Source organism: Psychromarinibacter sp. S121, assembly GCF_049801035.1.
Classification (GTDB): domain Bacteria; phylum Pseudomonadota; class Alphaproteobacteria; order Rhodobacterales; family Rhodobacteraceae; genus Psychromarinibacter.
The window spans coordinates 1,139,204-1,154,811 of sequence record NZ_JBNAGE010000001.1 but is presented as its reverse complement, the minus strand read 5'-3'; the positions used below and the strand labels follow the sequence as shown (position 1 = coordinate 1,154,811).

General features: G+C 68.8%; 13 protein-coding genes and 1 tRNA gene. 11 read left to right on the top strand and 3 right to left on the bottom strand.

The genetic code is table 11. The annotated features are described in order from the left end of the window. Positions 1-29: 29 nt before the first annotated feature. From ACP156_RS05540 to ACP156_RS05520, 5 genes are all read left to right on the top strand, one after another. Positions 30-848: a DUF1194 domain-containing protein gene (locus tag ACP156_RS05540; RefSeq protein ID WP_425050308.1), complete on the top strand. Its 819-nt coding sequence runs from the start codon at positions 30-32 to the stop codon at positions 846-848. Positions 849-954: 106 nt separating this feature from the next. Then, a complete protein-coding gene (gene alr / locus ACP156_RS05535; protein WP_425050307.1) occupies positions 955-2,007 on the top strand; it encodes an alanine racemase in 1,053 nt (350 codons plus the stop codon). Further along, on the top strand, positions 2,004-2,786 hold the full coding sequence (locus ACP156_RS05530) for an MlaE family ABC transporter permease (RefSeq protein ID WP_425050306.1): 783 nt from the start codon (positions 2,004-2,006) through the stop codon (positions 2,784-2,786). Before alr ends, ACP156_RS05530 begins: the two co-directional genes overlap by 4 nt. Further along, positions 2,783-3,541 carry an ABC transporter ATP-binding protein gene (locus ACP156_RS05525; RefSeq protein WP_425050305.1) on the top strand — a complete coding sequence of 253 codons (759 nt, stop codon included), beginning with the start codon at positions 2,783-2,785 and terminating at the stop codon, positions 3,539-3,541. The genes ACP156_RS05530 and ACP156_RS05525 overlap by 4 nt, the downstream gene beginning before the upstream one ends. Positions 3,542-3,633: 92 nt before the next feature. After that, positions 3,634-4,935 carry a homoserine dehydrogenase gene (locus ACP156_RS05520; protein ID WP_425050304.1) on the top strand — a complete coding sequence of 434 codons (1,302 nt, stop codon included), beginning with the start codon at positions 3,634-3,636 and terminating at the stop codon, positions 4,933-4,935. Here ACP156_RS05520 and ACP156_RS05515 read toward each other — a convergent pair. After that, positions 4,932-5,960, bottom strand: a complete 1,029-nt coding sequence (locus tag ACP156_RS05515) for a hypothetical protein (RefSeq protein ID WP_425050303.1) — start codon at positions 5,958-5,960, stop codon at positions 4,932-4,934. The two genes, ACP156_RS05520 and ACP156_RS05515, sit on opposite strands and share 4 nt — an antisense overlap. Before the next feature lie 322 nt (positions 5,961-6,282). Between ACP156_RS05515 and glpX the strand changes: the two genes are divergently transcribed. Then, entirely contained in the window at positions 6,283-7,275 is a 993-nt protein-coding gene (gene glpX / locus ACP156_RS05510) for a class II fructose-bisphosphatase (protein WP_425050302.1), read from the top strand. Between the two features lie 150 nt (positions 7,276-7,425). Here glpX and ACP156_RS05505 read toward each other — a convergent pair whose 3' ends face one another. Then, positions 7,426-8,319 (bottom strand): LysR family transcriptional regulator, encoded by an 894-nt coding sequence (locus ACP156_RS05505; protein ID WP_425050301.1) that lies wholly within the window; start codon positions 8,317-8,319, stop codon positions 7,426-7,428. A gap of 92 nt (positions 8,320-8,411) precedes the next feature. Here ACP156_RS05505 and ACP156_RS05500 point away from each other — a divergent pair, with 92 nt between their 5' ends. After that, positions 8,412-9,407, top strand: a complete 996-nt coding sequence (locus ACP156_RS05500; protein ID WP_425050300.1) for an NAD-dependent epimerase/dehydratase family protein — start codon at positions 8,412-8,414, stop codon at positions 9,405-9,407. On the opposite strand, the gene ACP156_RS05495 is transcribed toward ACP156_RS05500, so the two are convergent. Next, on the bottom strand, positions 9,382-10,515 hold the full coding sequence (locus ACP156_RS05495) for a mandelate racemase/muconate lactonizing enzyme family protein (RefSeq protein WP_425050299.1): 1,134 nt from the start codon (positions 10,513-10,515) through the stop codon (positions 9,382-9,384). The two genes, ACP156_RS05500 and ACP156_RS05495, sit on opposite strands and share 26 nt — an antisense overlap. Before the next feature lie 95 nt (positions 10,516-10,610). Here ACP156_RS05495 and recJ point away from each other — a divergent pair, with 95 nt between their 5' ends. The 4 genes from recJ (at position 10,611) to ACP156_RS05475 (ending at position 15,599) form a co-directional block, all read left to right on the top strand. Continuing rightward, entirely contained in the window at positions 10,611-12,356 is a 1,746-nt protein-coding gene (gene recJ, locus ACP156_RS05490) for a single-stranded-DNA-specific exonuclease RecJ (protein ID WP_425050298.1), read from the top strand. Positions 12,357-12,433: 77 nt separating this feature from the next. After that, a tRNA-Glu gene (locus tag ACP156_RS05485) sits at positions 12,434-12,508 on the top strand. Between the two features lie 347 nt (positions 12,509-12,855). After that, positions 12,856-14,367, top strand: coding sequence for a calcium-binding protein (locus ACP156_RS05480; RefSeq protein WP_425050297.1), 1,512 nt, complete (start codon positions 12,856-12,858; stop codon positions 14,365-14,367). Positions 14,368-14,441: 74 nt separating this feature from the next. Further along, on the top strand, positions 14,442-15,599 hold the full coding sequence (locus ACP156_RS05475; RefSeq protein WP_425050296.1) for an acetyl-CoA C-acyltransferase: 1,158 nt from the start codon (positions 14,442-14,444) through the stop codon (positions 15,597-15,599). Positions 15,600-15,608 lie beyond the last annotated feature (9 nt).

The window sequence follows — 15,608 nt, the reverse complement described above, 5'->3', positions numbered from 1 at the left end:
GTTGCAGCGCGGCTTTGCAGGATCATCCTATGCGATACCTCCTGTGCCTCCTCGCCCTGCTCGCCGCGCCCGTCGCGCCCCCCGCGCAGGCGCAGGACTGGACGGACGGCAAGACCGAGGTCGATCTCGAACTGATCCTGATGGTCGATGTCAGCCGCTCGATGTCGCCGCGCGAGCTGGAGATCCAGCGGCGCGGCTATGCCGAGGCGCTGAACTCGGACGAGGTGTTCGAGGCGATGCAGTCCGGCCTGTTGCAGCGGGTGGCGCTGGCTTACGTGGAATGGGCCGGCTGGGGCGCGCACAGGATCATCGTCGACTGGCGCCTGCTGGAAACCCGCGAGGATCTGACGGCGTTCTCCGAAACCCTCACCTCGTCCTTCAATCCCTCGCTGCGGCGCACCTCGATCTCGGGCGCGCTTCTTCATGCTCGCGACAGTCTGGACGACAACAATTTCATGGGATTACGACAGGTTATTGATGTATCGGGTGATGGACCGAACAATCAAGGCTGGGAGGTCCTGCGCGCCCGCGACGAGGTGCTGATGCAGGGCATCATCATCAACGGCCTGCCGCTGATGACGCGCGAAGGCATGGGCGCGAACTGGAACATCGACAACCTCGACGCCTATTACCGCGACTGCGTGATCGGCGGGCCCGGTTCCTTCGTCATCCCGGTCTGGGACTGGGACGATTTCGCCGACGCAGTGCGCCGCAAGCTGGTGCTGGAAATGGTCTCGGCGCCGCCGCCGGCCGCGGCACCGAGGCTTGAAAAGGCGGTCGAGGACGGCACCGACTGCCTTATCGGCGAGAAGATGTGGCAGGAACGGAACGGCGCCTGGATGCCCTGATTTCCGGCACACCCCCGGCACGATCCCGGCACGATCCCGCGATCACCCGACGCCGCCGCACAACCGGCCCTTGCGCAGGCGCGCGCGCCTCGGCAAAAGGCGGGGCATGAGCACCGGACGCCTGACCATCGACCTGAACGCCATCACCGAGAACTGGCGCGCGCTGGACGCGCTCAGCCCCTCGACGGTGGAAACCGCAGCCACAGTGAAGGCCGATGCCTACGGGCTGGGCGTGGCCCCCGTCGCGCGGGCGCTGGCCTCTGCCGGGGCGCGCACCTTCTTCGTCGCCGTCGCCGAGGAAGGCGCGGCGGTGCGCGAGGCGCTGGGCCCCGCGGCGCGGATCTTCGTCTACGGCGGCCACATGGCGGGCGACACCGACATCATCGCCGACCTCGGGCTGGTGCCGATGCTGAACTCGATCGAGCAGATGACGCGCCATTTCGAGGCGCTGCCGGGCGCGCCCTTCGGCGTCCAGCTGGACAGCGGCATGAACCGGCTGGGCATGGAGCCCGCCGAATGGGCGGCGGTGCGCGACATCACGATGCGTCAGGGCCCGCAGCTGGTCATGAGCCACCTTGCCTGCGCCGACGAGCCGGACCACGAGATGAACCGCGTCCAGCTTGAGAATTTCCACGAGATGACCCGCGGCCTTGGCGTGCCCCGGTCGATCTCGGCCACCGGCGGCACGCTTCTGGGTAGCGACTACCATTTCGACATGGTGCGGCCCGGCATCGGCCTTTACGGCGGCATGCCGTTCGAGCACGCCGCCACGGTCGTCCGCCTGTCGCTGCCGGTGATCCAGGTGCGCGAGGTCGAGGCGGGCGAGCCGGTGGGCTATGGCAACAGCTGGATCGCGGAACGGCCCAGCCGCATCGCCACCGTCTCGGCGGGCTATGCCGACGGCATTCACCGGGCGCTCAGCGGCAAGGGCGTCGCGATGTATCACGGCGCCGCCCCCTGCCCGGTCGTGGGCCGCGTGTCGATGGACCTGATCACCGTGGACGTGACCGACCTTGACGGCGACCCGCAGGCGCTGGACCTGCTCAGCACCATGCAGCGGATCGACGACATCGCCGACGCCGCCGGAACCATCGGCTATGAGATCCTGACCGCGCTCGGCCCGCGTTACGTCCGCCGCTATACCAGCGTGACCGCGTGAGCGTCCTGTCGCCCGTCGCGGCCGTCGGCCGGTCCACGCTGGCGCTTGTCGCCGCGCTGGGACGGCTGGCGATCTTCGTGGGCAACACGCTGTCGCACCTCGTCCGCCCGCCGTTCTACTGGCGCGAATTCCTGTCGCAGCTGATGTTCATCGGCTATTTCAGCCTGCCCGTCGTCGGCCTGACCACCCTGTTCACCGGGGGCGCGCTGGCGCTGCAGATCTACGCCGGCGGCGCGCGTTTCAACGCCGAGGCCGTGGTGCCGCAGATCGTGGCGCTTGGCATGGTGCGGGAACTCGGCCCGGTGCTGGGCGGCCTGATGGTCGCGGGCCGCGTCTCGGCCGCCATCGCCGCCGAGATCGGCACGATGAAAGTGACCGAGCAGATCGACGCTTTGGTCACCCTGTCGACCAACCCGATGAAATACCTCACCGTTCCGCGCGTGCTGGCCGCGACCATCGCGCTGCCGTTCCTTGCCGCCGTGGGCAACACCATCGGCATCATGGGCGGCTACCTCGTCGCGGTGACGCGGCTGGATTTCAACGGCGCCACCTACGTGCAGACCACGGTGAACTTCCTGCAGGCCGATGACGTGATCTCGGGCCTCGTGAAGGCCGCCGTGTTCGGCTTCATCGTCGCCACCATGGGCTGCTATCACGGCATGCGGTCGGGCCGAGGCGCGCAGGGCGTCGGCCGCGCCACCACCGACGCCGTCGTGTCCGCCTCGGTGCTGATCCTCGCCTCCAACTTCCTGCTGACAGGGCTGTTCTTCACCGAATGATCGAGCTTCGCGACGTCCACAAGGCCTTCGGGCCAAAGCAGGTCCTTCGGGGGGTCAACCTTACGATCGACCGGGGCGAGTCGATGGTGATCATCGGCGGCTCGGGCACCGGCAAGTCGGTGGCGCTGAAGTGCATCCTCGGTCTGGTCACCCCGGACAGCGGCCAGATCCTGCTGGACGGCGAGGATGTCACCAAGGCCCGCTCCAGCCGCGAGCGCGACGCCTTTCTCGCCCGCTTCGGCATGCTGTTCCAGGGCGGCGCGCTGTTCGATTCCATGACCGTGTGGGAAAACGTCGCCTTCCGCCTGATGCGCGGCTCGCTGAAACGCCCCAAGGACGAGGCGCGCGAGATCGCCATCGAGAAACTGCGCCGCGTCGGCCTGACCCCGGACGTGGCCGACCAGTTCCCGGCGGAACTCTCGGGCGGCATGCAGAAACGCGTGGGCCTTGCCCGCGCCATCGCCGCCGAACCCGAGATCATCTTCTTCGACGAGCCGACCACCGGGCTCGACCCGATCATGTCCGGCGTCATCAACGAGCTGATCCGCGAGATCGTGGTCGAGATGGGCGCGACGGCGATGACCATCACCCACGACATGACCAGCGTCCGCGCCATCGCCGACAAGGTCGCGATGCTGCACGGCGGCACGATCCACTGGACCGGCCCGGTCTCTGGAATGGACAGCGCCGACGACCCGTACCTGCGGCAGTTCATCACCGGCTCGGCCGAGGGACCGATCGAGTCCGTACGGTAACGCTCGCCGCGCCGCGGCGTCCCGTTGCACCCTATCCGCAATAAGGCTATCGGTGCCGTCTAACTGCACAACGGACACGGGAGACCGGCACCATGACCACCTCGCACGGCACAGGCCCCCTTCGCCTCGGCATCGCGGGACTCGGCACCGTCGGCGCCGGCGTCATCAAGATCATCCAGCGCCGCGCGGCGCTGCTGACCGCCCGCACCGGCCGCGAGATCGAGGTCGTCGCCGTTTCTGCCCGCAACCGCGACAAGGACCGCGGCGTCCGGCTGAAGGACTACGCGTGGGAAGACGATCCCGTCGCGCTGGCCCGCCGCGACGACATCGACCTGTTTGTCGAACTGATGGGCGGCTCGGACGGCCCGGCCAAGGTCGCGACCGAGACCGCCATCGCCACCGGCAAGGACGTGGTCACCGCCAACAAGGCGATGCTGGCCCTGCACGGTCAGGCGCTGGCCACCGCCGCCGAGGACGCGGGCGTCGCCCTGCGGTTCGAGGCCGCCGTCGCGGGCGGCATCCCGGTGGTCAAGGCGCTGACCGAAGGGCTTGCCGGCAACGAGGTGCAGCGCGTCATGGGCGTGATGAACGGCACATGCAACTACATCCTGACGCGGATGGAAAGCGCGGGCCTGCCCTATGACGAGGTGTTCGAGGAAGCCAACGCGCTTGGCTATCTCGAGGCAGATCCGACGCTGGACGTGGGCGGCATCGACGCCGGGCACAAGCTGTCGCTGCTGTCCTCCATCGCCTTCGGCACACAGGTCGATTTCGCGGCGGTCGAGTTGGAAGGCATCCAGCGGATCGAGTTCGCCGACATCGAACAGGCGCGCGACATGGGCTATCGCATCAAGCTTCTGGGCGTCACCCAGATGACCGGCCGCGGTCTGGAACAGCGCATGTCGCCCTGCCTCGTCCCCGCCGACAGCCCGCTGGGGCAACTGGAAGGCGGCACCAACATGGTGGTGCTGGAAGGCGACGCGGTGGGTCAGATCGTGATGCGCGGCGCCGGGGCGGGCGAAGGCCCGACCGCCAGCGCGGTGCTGTCCGACATTCTAGACATCGCGCGCGGCATCCGGGTCTCGACCTTCGGTCAGCCCGCCAGTTCGCTGGTCAAGCCGGTGCCCGCAAAGGCGGCGGCCCCTGCGGCCTTCTACCTGCGCATGCAGTTGCAGGACAAACCCGGCGCGCTGGCCCGCGTCGCGGCGGTGCTGGGCGAGGCCGGCGTCTCGATCAACCGGATGCGTCAGTACAGCCACGCCGAAGGCACCGCGCCGGTGCTGTTCGTCACCCACAAATGCCCCCGTGCGGCCCTGGATGCGGCGCTTGCGGGCATGGGCAAGACCGGCGTGGTCGAAGGCGAACCGATCGCGATCCGTATCGAAGAGGTCTAGAACCACCACGGAAACGGCGCGCCGGTCCCGATGGGGCCGGCGGGCACGCACAGAAGCAACGCGGCCGTCGCACCGCGTTCGGGCAAGTCCCGCCCCAGCGCCAGCCGCTGGAAGCCAAGGTTGACCAGCAGCCCCGCGAAGGCCAGCGCAACCCAGCGGCTTACATCCCAGCCCACCACGTTCAGCGCCAGCGGACACAGCGCCGCCAGCGCCAGCAGGTCAAGCCGCCGCCCCCGGTAGAAGACCGCCAGCACCGCGCCAAGCGCCGCCCAGTACAGCGCCAGCACCCCGTACTGCCACGCCGCCAGCCCAAGGTTCGGGTCCAGCAACCCCCTGCCCCACACGTGGCCAGCGATCCCCGCCGCCATGTGCTCTGCCGCCTCCGAGTTCCCGAACAGCGCCACCGCCCCTGCCGCGAGACCCGACAGAACCAAGGGCGGAACCAGCCGCCCCCGCTGCCCCAGCGCCCAGCCGCCCGCCAACACCAGCGGCACCCCGAAAACGGCAAACCCCTCGTGCAGCAGGATCGCGAAGGCGCAAACCGCGCCTGAAACCCATGCGCGCCCCCGCGCGACGGCCCACAGCGCCAACGCCAGCAACAGGTAGAGGAACGGATCGAAGCGCCCCGCCTCCATGCCGAACTGCACCGCCCCGAGGGGGCCGACCGCGAAGGCGCAGCGCAGCCGGTTCGCCAGCCCCCCCGGCGTCCCGCAATGCGGCAGGGCCCGGTCCAGCAGCAACACCAGCGCGACCAAGGCCGCCGCCGCCAGCAGGACCATCACCGCCACCAGCCCGGCAACCGGCAAAGCCCCGACAAGCGGGCGCAGCAGCGTCCCCACCACCGCCCGTTTGGCGAAGCCGTGGTCGATGTAGTTCACCGCGTAGTGGGTCAGGTAGAACGCGCGCCACGTGTCCGGCGCGCCGTCGCGCAGCATCGCGACCACACGCTCGCCCGCGCCCGCCGCGAACATTGCGCAGGAGACCGCCACAAGGTGACGCGACACGAAATCGACCGCTCGCTGCATCCGGGACGCCCTCCGCTTCGCCAGCGACAATAGCCCGCGCGCCACACCGGTCCAGCACTGGTCAAGCACCGGTCCAGCATCGGTCCGGCATCCGGGGCCGCTGCTTCTTCTCTTCGCAAATACCTCGGGGGAGCCGCGCAAAGCGCGGCGGGGGCAGAGCCCCGCCCGGCACCGCCGCCGGGCGTGCCCCTGCGGCATCTTGCACGGTCCAAACAGGGATTGTTGCCAATGTTAGCGACGAAACTGGCGCCCCTGCGCCTTGTCCTGTCATGCATTGCTGCTACGAATGCATCTGAACAAGTTGAAATAACGCAGGTTTCCCATGCCCAACAAGAACAACGACATCGTCTTCCACGACCGCATGCTTTCGCTGGGCCTCGCCCGCGTGTCCGAGGCCGCCGCCATGGCCTCGGCCAAGCTGATCGGCCGCGGTGACGAGAAGGCCGCCGACCAGGCGGCGGTGAACGCGATGCGCGATCAGCTGAACCTGCTGGATATCAAGGGCGTCGTGGTGATCGGCGAAGGCGAACGCGACGAGGCGCCGATGCTCTACATCGGCGAGGAAGTCGGTTCCGGCAACGGGCCCGAGGTGGACATCGCGCTGGACCCGCTGGAAGGCACCACGCTGACCGCCAAGGACATGCCCAACGCGCTGACCGTGATCGCCATGGCCCCGCGCGGCACCCTGCTGCACGCGCCTGACGTGTACATGGAGAAACTGGCGGTCGGACCCGGCTATCCGGAAGACGTCGTCAGCCTGGAGATGTCGCCCGCCGAACGCGTGAAGGCGCTGGCCAAGGCGCGCGGCTGCGACCAGTCGGACATCACCGTCTGTGTGCTGGAACGCCCGCGCCACGAGGACATGATCTCGGAACTGCGGTCCACCGGCGCCGCGATCCGGCTGATCACCGACGGCGACGTGGCCGGCGTGATCCACTGTGCCGAGGCGCATATCACCGGGATCGACATGTACATGGGCTCGGGCGGCGCGCCCGAGGGCGTGCTGGCGGCCTCGGCGCTGAAATGCATGGGCGGCCAGATGTGGGGCCAGCTGCTGTTCCGCAATGACGACGAGAAGGGCCGCGCCGCGAAGGCCGGGATCGAGGATCTGGACCGGATCTACACCCGCGACGACATGGTCACGCAGGACGTCATCTTCGCCGCCACCGGCGTCACCGACGGCTCGATCCTGCAGGGGCTGAAGCGCGAGCCGGACTTCCTTGAAGCCGAAACGCTGCTGATGCGGTCGAAGACAGGCTCGGTGCGCCGCATGCGCTACCGCAACCCGGTCTCGCGTCCCGCGACGGGGCGCTGAGGGGGGCTCTGCCCCCGGCCCAGAGGGGCGCATTGTAGGGATAAGGGGACTCTGCCGTCGCCCCAAAGGGGCGCATTTAAGGGATAAGGGGGCTCCGCCCCCCGCCCCTTCGGGCCTCCCCCGGGATATTTGAGGACCAAAGAAGCGCGGTCAGGCGATCCGGCAGTAGGCGGCCATTTCCCGGCACAGATGATCGAAGGTGACGCGCATCCGCGCGTCGCCGCGCAGGTCCTCGTGCATCGTGACCCAGGTTTCCAACGGGATCGCCACCCGGTCGGCGAACAGGCGGGTCAGCCGCGGCGCGCGGGCGGCAAGGCCCACCTGGCAGATGCCGATGCCCAGCCCCTGCCTGATCGCCTCGATATGGGCGATCTGGTTGTCGAGCCGGTAGGCAAAGCTGGCGCGGTCGAGCGGGAAGCCGGTGACGTCGAGGCCCCTCAGCGCGGAAAGATCCCGGTCGACGCCGATCAGGTCGTGCCCGGCAAGGTCGTCCGGCAGGTCCGGCGTGCCGTGCCGCGCGAGGTAGTCGGGATGCGCGAAGGCGCCCAGCATGACTTCGCCCACCCGTTTCGCCACCAGCGCCGACTGTTCGGGACGCATCATGCGGATCGCGATATCGGCCTCGCGCCGCAAAAGGTCGCTTGCCTCGTTCGACAGGGCCAGTTCAAAACTCAGGCCGGGCTGCACCGCCCGCAGGTCGCGCAGCATCCCCGGCAGCACCAGCGCCCCCACCACGTCGCTGGCAGCGATCCGCACCGTGCCGGTCAGCGTCGCGGCATCGCCGTCCACCGCCCGTGACGCCGCAGCAGCCGCCGCCGCCATCGTCTTTGCATGCGGCACCAGCCGCTGCGCCGGATCGGTAGGGTCCAGCCCCTGCGGCGAGCGGGTGAACAGACGCGCGCCAAGCGCCGCCTCCAGCTGTTCCACGTGCCGCGCCAGCGTCGGCTGGGTCAGCCCCAGCGCGCGCGCCGCACCGGAAAGGCTGCCGTGTTCGACCACGGCGAGAAACGAGCGGTAGTGATCCCATGCGGGTGTCTGGTTCATAAATTTCCGTATAGCAGAGCCACGGATTATCGCAATTTTCTTGAGGTCTACCAGGCCGCATCCTCGCTCGCATCAACCTGATGGAGGCGATGATGGAAACGACGACGAAAACAGCCCTGATCCTTGGCGCGACCGGCGGCGTGGGGTTCGAGACGGCGCGGGCGCTGGCGGCGCGGGGCTACAGGATCCGCGCGATGCACCGCGATCCGGAGCGGGTGAAGGCGCTGCTGCCCGGCGCGGACTGGGTCCGGGGCGACGCGATGCTGCGCGCCGATGTGATGGCGGCGGCCACCGGCTGCGACGTGATCTTTCACGGGGTGAACCCGCCCGGTTACAAGAACTGGGCCGAGCGGGTGCTGCCGATGGCCGAGAGCTCGATTGCCGCCGCGAAAGAGAACGGCGCGCGGCTGGTGCTGCCGGGGACGGTCTACAACTACGGGCCGGACGCCTTCCCGCTGCTGCGCGAGGACGACAGGCAGGACCCGGTCACGAAGAAGGGCCGCATCCGCGTGGCGCTGGAAGCGCGGCTGGAACGCGCCGCATGGGCCGAGGGTGTGCCGGTCCTGATCCTGCGCGGCGGTGACTTTTTCGGCCCGCATCTGGCGCAGAATTCGTGGTTTTCCAACGCGTTGGTGAAGCCCGGCAAACCGGTGCGCTCGGTGCTCTATCCCGGGGCGCGGGATGTGGGCCACGCCTGGGCCTACCTGCCGGATTTCGCCGAGACCGTCGCGCGGCTGCTGGAGCGTCCGGACCTGCCCCGCTTTACCCGGTTCCATTTCGGCGGCCACTGGTTCGAGCGCGGCGTCGAGATCGCAGAGCGGTTGCGCGTTGTGGCAGGCGCGCCGAACGCGCCGATCCGGGGGATGCCGTGGGCGCTGCTGCCGCTGCTGGCACCGGTCTCGACCACGTTCCGCGAGTTGCGCGAGATGCGCTATCTCTGGCAGGTGCCGGTGCGGCTGGACAACAGCGCGCTGGTCGCCTTTGTCGGGGAAGAGCCGCACACCGGTATCGACACCGCCCTGCGCCGCGCGCTGGCAGGGCTGGGCTGCCTGCCCGCGGAGGTCACTTCCGGCTTCGCTGTGGCGTGAACAGCGGCGGTCCCAGCGGCACCTCGTGCGGGTTACCGTCAAGACGGAACCGCAACCCGTGCCCCGCGCCCTCGGGCGGCAGGGCGCGGCCTTTCTCGACATGCAGCGGCGGGTTGGCGATGCCCAGTTCCGCCAGCCCCGCGCCCAGCACGTTTTCCAGCACCAGCGCGTTCGGCACCGCTGGCAACAGGTGCACCGCCCATTCCGCCATGTAATGCGGCGCGACCGGGCGGCCCGCCGCCTCTGCCATGCTTGCCACCGCGCGCCACGGGGTGATGCCGCCGATCCGGGCGATGTCGGCCTGCACGATGTCGACCGCGCCCGCCTCGAGATAGCGGGCGACCTCTTCGGGCGTGTAAAGCGATTCTCCCACCGCCACCGGGATGCCGCAGCGCTTGCGAAGGGCGGCGTGGCCCGCAATGTCCTCGGCGGGCAGCGGTTCTTCCAGCCATTCCAGCCCGAAGCGGTCGAACGCCTTCGCCCGGCGCACCGCTTCTTCAAGGTCGAACCCCATGTTTGCGTCGATGGACAGGCGGTCGTCCGGCCCGATCGCCTCGCGCGCGGCGGTCAGGCGGGCAAGGTCGTCCGCGATGTCCGGCAGCCCGACCTTGATCTTGAACCAGCGGTAGCCCTGCTCGCGCAATTGCGTCAGCCGCTCTGCCAAAGAGTCGGGCGGCGACAGGTCGATCAGCGAGGCATAGGCGCGGATGCCCGGCGTCCCGGCCCCTGCCAGCCGCCACAGCGGCAGCCCCTCGGCCTGCGCCCGCAACTCCCAAAGCGCGGTGTCCATCGCCGCCAGCGCCAGCGTCGTCGTCGCGCCAAAGCCGGTGCGGTAAAGATGCCCGCGCATCGCCGCCCACAGCGCCTGCGCATCGCCGCCGTCGCGCCCCACCAGATGCGGCAGGCAATCGTCGCGCAGCATCGCCGCCGCCGCCGAGCCGCCGACCCCGGCGGTATAGGACAGCCCGGTCGCCTCGTGCGCGTCGGTCCGCAGGGTCACGGTGATCAGCTCGACATGGGTGACCACGTGGGTCGCATCTTCCAGCGCCGTGGCAGGCGGCACGCGGAACAGGCGCACCCGCGCCTCGCGGATCGTCATCTCTGACATGGCAACGTCCTCCCCCCTTCGCATGGTGCGCCGGAACGGGGCGTCGGGGAAGCCCCCGGCTTGCCAATCGGCGCGCGGCTTGCGACATCCCTGTCATGGGTGATTTTCTGAACGTATCCGCATCGCTGACCGGCCGCCGCTGGGTCGGCCTGTCGGTCGAGGCCGAACGGCTGGCCGAAGCGATGGCGCAGGGCTCGCGACTGCCGCTGCCGGTCTGCCGCACGCTGGCGCGGCTGGGCGTCCCGGCAGAGGAAGCGGCGGGCTACCTTGCGCCCGCGTTGCGCGACCTGCTGCCCGATCCGCTGAAGCTGAAAGACATGGACAAGGCCGCCGCGCGCTTCCTTGCCGCGGTGAAACGCCGCGAGCGGATCGCGGTCTTCGCCGACTACGACGTGGACGGCGGCACCTCGGCGGCGCTGCTGGTGACATGGCTGCGCGAGATGGGGCTGGCCGCGACGCTGTATATCCCCGACCGCATCGACGAGGGCTACGGCCCCAACGTCCCCGCGATGGAGGCGCTGGCCCGCGATCACGACCTGATCGTCTGCGTCGACTGCGGCACCCTCAGCCACGAGCCCATCGCGGCGGCGACGGGTGCGGACGTCGTGGTTCTGGACCACCACCTTGGCGCGGAAACGCTGCCGCCCGCGCTGGCGGTGGTGAACCCGAACCGGCAGGACGAAGACGGCGAGTTCGGCCACCTCTGCGCCGCCGCCGTCGTCTTCCTGATGCTGGTCGAGGCGAACCGCCTGCTGCGCGCCGAAAGCGTGAAGGGGCCGGACCTGATGAGCTTTCTCGACCTCGTGGCGCTGGCCACCGTGGCCGACGTGGCGCCGCTGATCGGGGTCAACCGGGCGTTGGTGCGGCAGGGGCTGAAGGTGATGGCCCGGCGCGCGCGGCCGGGGCTGGTGGCGCTTGGCGACGTGGCGCGGATGGACACCGCGCCGACGCCCTACCACCTTGGTTTCCTGCTGGGGCCACGGGTGAACGCGGGCGGCCGGATCGGCGCGGCCGACCTTGGCGCGCGGCTTCTGTCCACCGCCGACCCGCACGAGGCGCAGGCGCTGGCCGAGCGGCTGGACCAGCTGAATACCGAACGGCGCGAGATCGAGAACCGCGTCCGCGACGCGGCGCTGGAACAGGCGGCCGAGCGCGGGCTGGACGGGCCGCTGGTCTGGGCCGCCGGCGAAGGCTGGCACCCCGGCGTGGTGGGGATCGTCGCCTCGCGCCTGAAAGAGGCCACCAACCGCCCCGCCATCGTGATCGGCACCGAGGGCGGCATCGGCAAGGGCTCGGGGCGTTCGGTCTCGGGCATCGACCTTGGCGCGTCGATCCACCGTCTGGCCGCCGAGGGGCTGCTGGAAAAGGGCGGCGGGCACAAGATGGCGGCGGGCCTGACCGTCGCCGAGCCGAAGATCGAGGCGGCGATGGAGCGGCTGGGCGAAATGCTGGCGAAACAGGGCGCCGCCGACATCGGTCCGCGCGACCTGAATGTCGACGGCATCCTGATGCCCGGCGCGGCGACCATCGACCTGATCGAGCAGCTAGAGGCCGCGGGCCCCTTCGGAGCCGGCGCCCCTGCCCCGCGTTTCGCCTTCCCGGACGTCGCCATCGGCTTTCGCAAGCGCGTCGGAGAATCGCACCTGAAGCTCAGCTTCAACGACGGGATGGGCGCGAAGATCGACTCGATCTGTTTCGGCGCGTTCGACGGCCCGCTGGGCCCCGCGCTCGAGGACCACGGCGGCGCCCGCTTCCACCTTGCGGGACGTCTGGAGGTCAATCATTGGCAAGGAAGACAGACGGTTCAGCTGCGTCTGGAGGATGCCGCAAGGGCAGAATGAAAAAGGTGCCGAAAGGCGAAAAAATCCTCTTGCGGCGACTGCGGACCTCAACTAGATAGCTCCCCACGCCACGGCATGGCCCGTTCGTCTATCGGTTAGGACGCCAGGTTTTCAACCTGGAAAGAGGGGTTCGATTCCCCTACGGGCTGCCACTTTTCCAGCCAACATGCTCTGATCACGCGGCTTTTCGCCGCTGACTTCCGTCGTTTGGGATGGGCTGATCGCGGTGTGGCTGCAGGCTGTTCTGCGTCGGTTTTCGCTGCATCACCTGCCGCGCCAGGCCCGGGCGCCGTGGGTGTTGCTGCGCGCGGCGGGCGGTGCTGGGGTCTGTGCTGCGGGCGGATCGGTGGATGGGCGATGCTGCACTTGCAACATCTTTGGCTTGCATAAATCCGCCTATAATCGCGCTAAAGTAATAAAACCCTTCTAAAGATGTTAAACTCTCGCTCGGGCCCGCCATTTTCCGGCGCAAATGCCCGCATTCTTTGGAGAAATTGATATGACTCGAATCATAACGGTAGACAGCAGCGTGGCTGTGGATCTGTTGGACGCTGAACGGCTTTACGTCTCGTCCGACGCGGAACTGGTTGTCGAATCCGGAACGGCGGTCTTTGCGACCGACCCGGTCGCGAACGGGCACGAAGTCGGCGTCGACGGCAGCATCGTCGCCTTGAACAGCAACGCGATCCAACTGTTCGACGATGCCCTGGGCGATGGAAGCAACCGTCTCGACATCGGGTCGAACGGCGTAGTGCGGTCTTTGAATATCACCGGCAACTCTGCGATCTGGATGCAGGGATCGGGGAACGTGCTTCAGAACGCCGGTGACGTCTCTGGCAACTGGGGCGCGTACCTTCAAGATTATAATAGCGGGATCGTCGAAAACCACGGCAAGATGCTGGGCTTCTACGAAGCGGGCATCTACTTCACCAGTTCCGTGAATGCCAGCGTGACCAATACGGGCCTCGTGTCCGGCATCGCGGGCGTCGAATTCAGTGTGTCGTCCGGTTCGGTCCACAACAGCGGCGAGATCCGCAGCACAAGGGCGACCGACGCGGCGATCAAGGCCAACAACTCCAACGGCGTCGTCGACATCGTGAATACGGGGCTGATCGCGGGTGTCGGTCTGGCCGTCGCACTGGACGAGTTCGACGACACGCTGATCAACGCGGGCACGATCGTCGGCGATGTCGAGCTTGGCGACGGCGCCGACGTGTACGACGGGCGCGGCGGCAGCGTCGTCGGGCAGGTCTTTGGCGGCGGCGGCGCCGATCTTTACTATGTCGACGACAGCAGCGCCGAGATCGTCGAGGCCCCGGGCGGCGGGGTCGACGAGATTCGCGCCGAGACGGACTTTACCCTTGGCGGCTTCATCGAGAACCTGCGCCTGCTGGGCAGCGGTGACTTCGCGGGCACCGGCAACAGCTCGCAGAACGGGGTCTATGGCAACTCCGGCGACAACATGCTGTTCGGCGACGGCTCGCGCGATACGATGGAAGGCGGCGCCGGGTCGGACACCATGGACGGCGGTCGCGGCAACGACCTGATCTATGGCCAGACTGGCGATGACGAGATGGCGGGCCGCGCCGGTGCCGACATCATGGAGGGTGGCGAAGGCGACGATCTGCTGTTCGGCGGCATCGGCAACGACACGATGGACGGCGGCGACGGCAACGACACCCTGAAGGGCGGGCTTGGCATCGACGAGATGACCGGCGGCAGCGGGCAGGACGATTTCGTCTTCTGCCGCGTGTCGGACAGCGCGTCCGGGGCCGAGGACACCATCCTCGACTTCACCGTGGGCGAGGATGTGCTGGATTTCACCGGTCTCATCGCGGGCACGCTGTCGGTCAGTATCCTTGGCGGTTATTCCGGCGGTCCGGGGCTGCGCACCACGCAGGGCGGCGGCAACACCACCGTCTGGGTCGATGCCGACGGTGACGGCAGCACCGACATGCGCATCCTGCTTGCGGGCACGACCGGGGTTACGGAAAGCGATTTCCTCGTCTGACCCGCGCCTTCCGCGCCGAAACCCTTTGCCTGTCCCGTCCGGGGCAGGCAGTCTCGGCGCAAAGGGAGGACACTATGACAACCGAGATCGTCATTGCCGGGGCCGCGCGCACGCCGATGGGCGCGTTTCAGGGCGCCTTGTCGAAACAGACCGCGACCGCGCTTGGCTCGGCCGCCATCCGGGCGGCACTGGACCGCGCCGGGGCAGCAGCCGAGGACGTGGACGAGGCGCTGATGGGCTGCGTTTTGCCTGCCGGGCTGGGACAGGCCCCCGCGCGGCAGGCGGCGCTTGGCGCCGGGCTGCCCGAGGCGGTGCCCTGCACCACCGTGAACAAGGTCTGCGGTTCGGGGATGAAGACGGTGATGCTGGGGCATGACGCGATCCTGACCGGCAGCGCGGGCATCGTCGTCGCGGGCGGCATGGAGAGCATGTCGAACGCCCCCTACCTGCTGGAGAAGGCGCGCGGCGGCTACCGGATGGGGCACGGCCGCGTGGCCGATCACATGTTCCTCGACGGGCTGGAAGATGCCTATGACAAGGGCCGCTCGATGGGCACCTTCGCCGAGGACTGCGCCGAGCACTACCAGTTCACCCGCGAGGCGCAGGACGGCTACACGCTGGAGTCCCTCGACCGCGCCAAGGCGGCGATTGCGGGTGGCGGCTTTGCGTCCGAGATCGTGGTGCTGGGCGACGTCTCGGACGACGAACAGCCCGGCCGCGCCCGGCCCGAGAAGATCCCGCAGCTGAAACCCGCCTTCCGCGAGGGCGGCACGGTCACGGCGGCGACCTCGTCCTCGATCTCGGACGGCGCGGCGGCGCTGGTGCTGGCGCGGCGCGACATCGCCGAGGCGAAGGGCATGGCGCCGATGGCCCGCATCCTTGGCCACGCCAGCCACGCGCAGGCGCCGGGCTGGTTCACCACCGCGCCGGTTCATGCGATCCGAAAGCTGCAGGACCGGCTGGGGTGGACGTCGAAGGACGTGGACCTTTACGAGATCAACGAGGCCTTCGCGGTTGTCGCCATGGCGGCGATGCGCGAGTTGGACATTCCGCGCGACCGGCTGAACGTGAACGGCGGCGCCTGTGCGCTGGGGCATCCCATCGGCTGCTCGGGCGCGCGCATCCTCGTGACGCTGGTGCATGCGCTTCAGGCGCAGGGGCTGAAGCGCGGGATCGCGTCGCTGTGCATCGGCGGCGGCGAGGCGACGGCGGTTGCGGTGGAGATGGTCTAAGGCGCGCGG

Excerpts from the sequence above, each read along its gene's own strand:
- glpX (WP_425050302.1), top strand. The coding sequence starts at position 6,283 with ATGCCCAACAAGAACAACGACATCGTCTTCCACGACCGCATGCTTTCG.
- recJ (WP_425050298.1), top strand. The coding sequence starts at position 10,611 with ATGGGTGATTTTCTGAACGTATCCGCATCGCTGACCGGCCGCCGCTGG.
- ACP156_RS05495 (WP_425050299.1), bottom strand. The coding sequence starts at position 10,515 with ATGTCAGAGATGACGATCCGCGAGGCGCGGGTGCGCCTGTTCCGCGTG.
- ACP156_RS05500 (WP_425050300.1), top strand. The coding sequence starts at position 8,412 with ATGGAAACGACGACGAAAACAGCCCTGATCCTTGGCGCGACCGGCGGC.
- ACP156_RS05520 (WP_425050304.1), top strand. The coding sequence starts at position 3,634 with ATGACCACCTCGCACGGCACAGGCCCCCTTCGCCTCGGCATCGCGGGA.
- alr (WP_425050307.1), top strand. The coding sequence starts at position 955 with ATGAGCACCGGACGCCTGACCATCGACCTGAACGCCATCACCGAGAAC.
- ACP156_RS05505 (WP_425050301.1), bottom strand. The coding sequence starts at position 8,319 with ATGAACCAGACACCCGCATGGGATCACTACCGCTCGTTTCTCGCCGTG.
- ACP156_RS05525 (WP_425050305.1), top strand. The coding sequence starts at position 2,783 with ATGATCGAGCTTCGCGACGTCCACAAGGCCTTCGGGCCAAAGCAGGTC.
- ACP156_RS05475 (WP_425050296.1), top strand. The coding sequence starts at position 14,442 with ATGACAACCGAGATCGTCATTGCCGGGGCCGCGCGCACGCCGATGGGC.
- ACP156_RS05515 (WP_425050303.1), bottom strand. The coding sequence starts at position 5,960 with ATGCAGCGAGCGGTCGATTTCGTGTCGCGTCACCTTGTGGCGGTCTCC.
- ACP156_RS05540 (WP_425050308.1), top strand. The coding sequence starts at position 30 with ATGCGATACCTCCTGTGCCTCCTCGCCCTGCTCGCCGCGCCCGTCGCG.
- ACP156_RS05480 (WP_425050297.1), top strand. The coding sequence starts at position 12,856 with ATGACTCGAATCATAACGGTAGACAGCAGCGTGGCTGTGGATCTGTTG.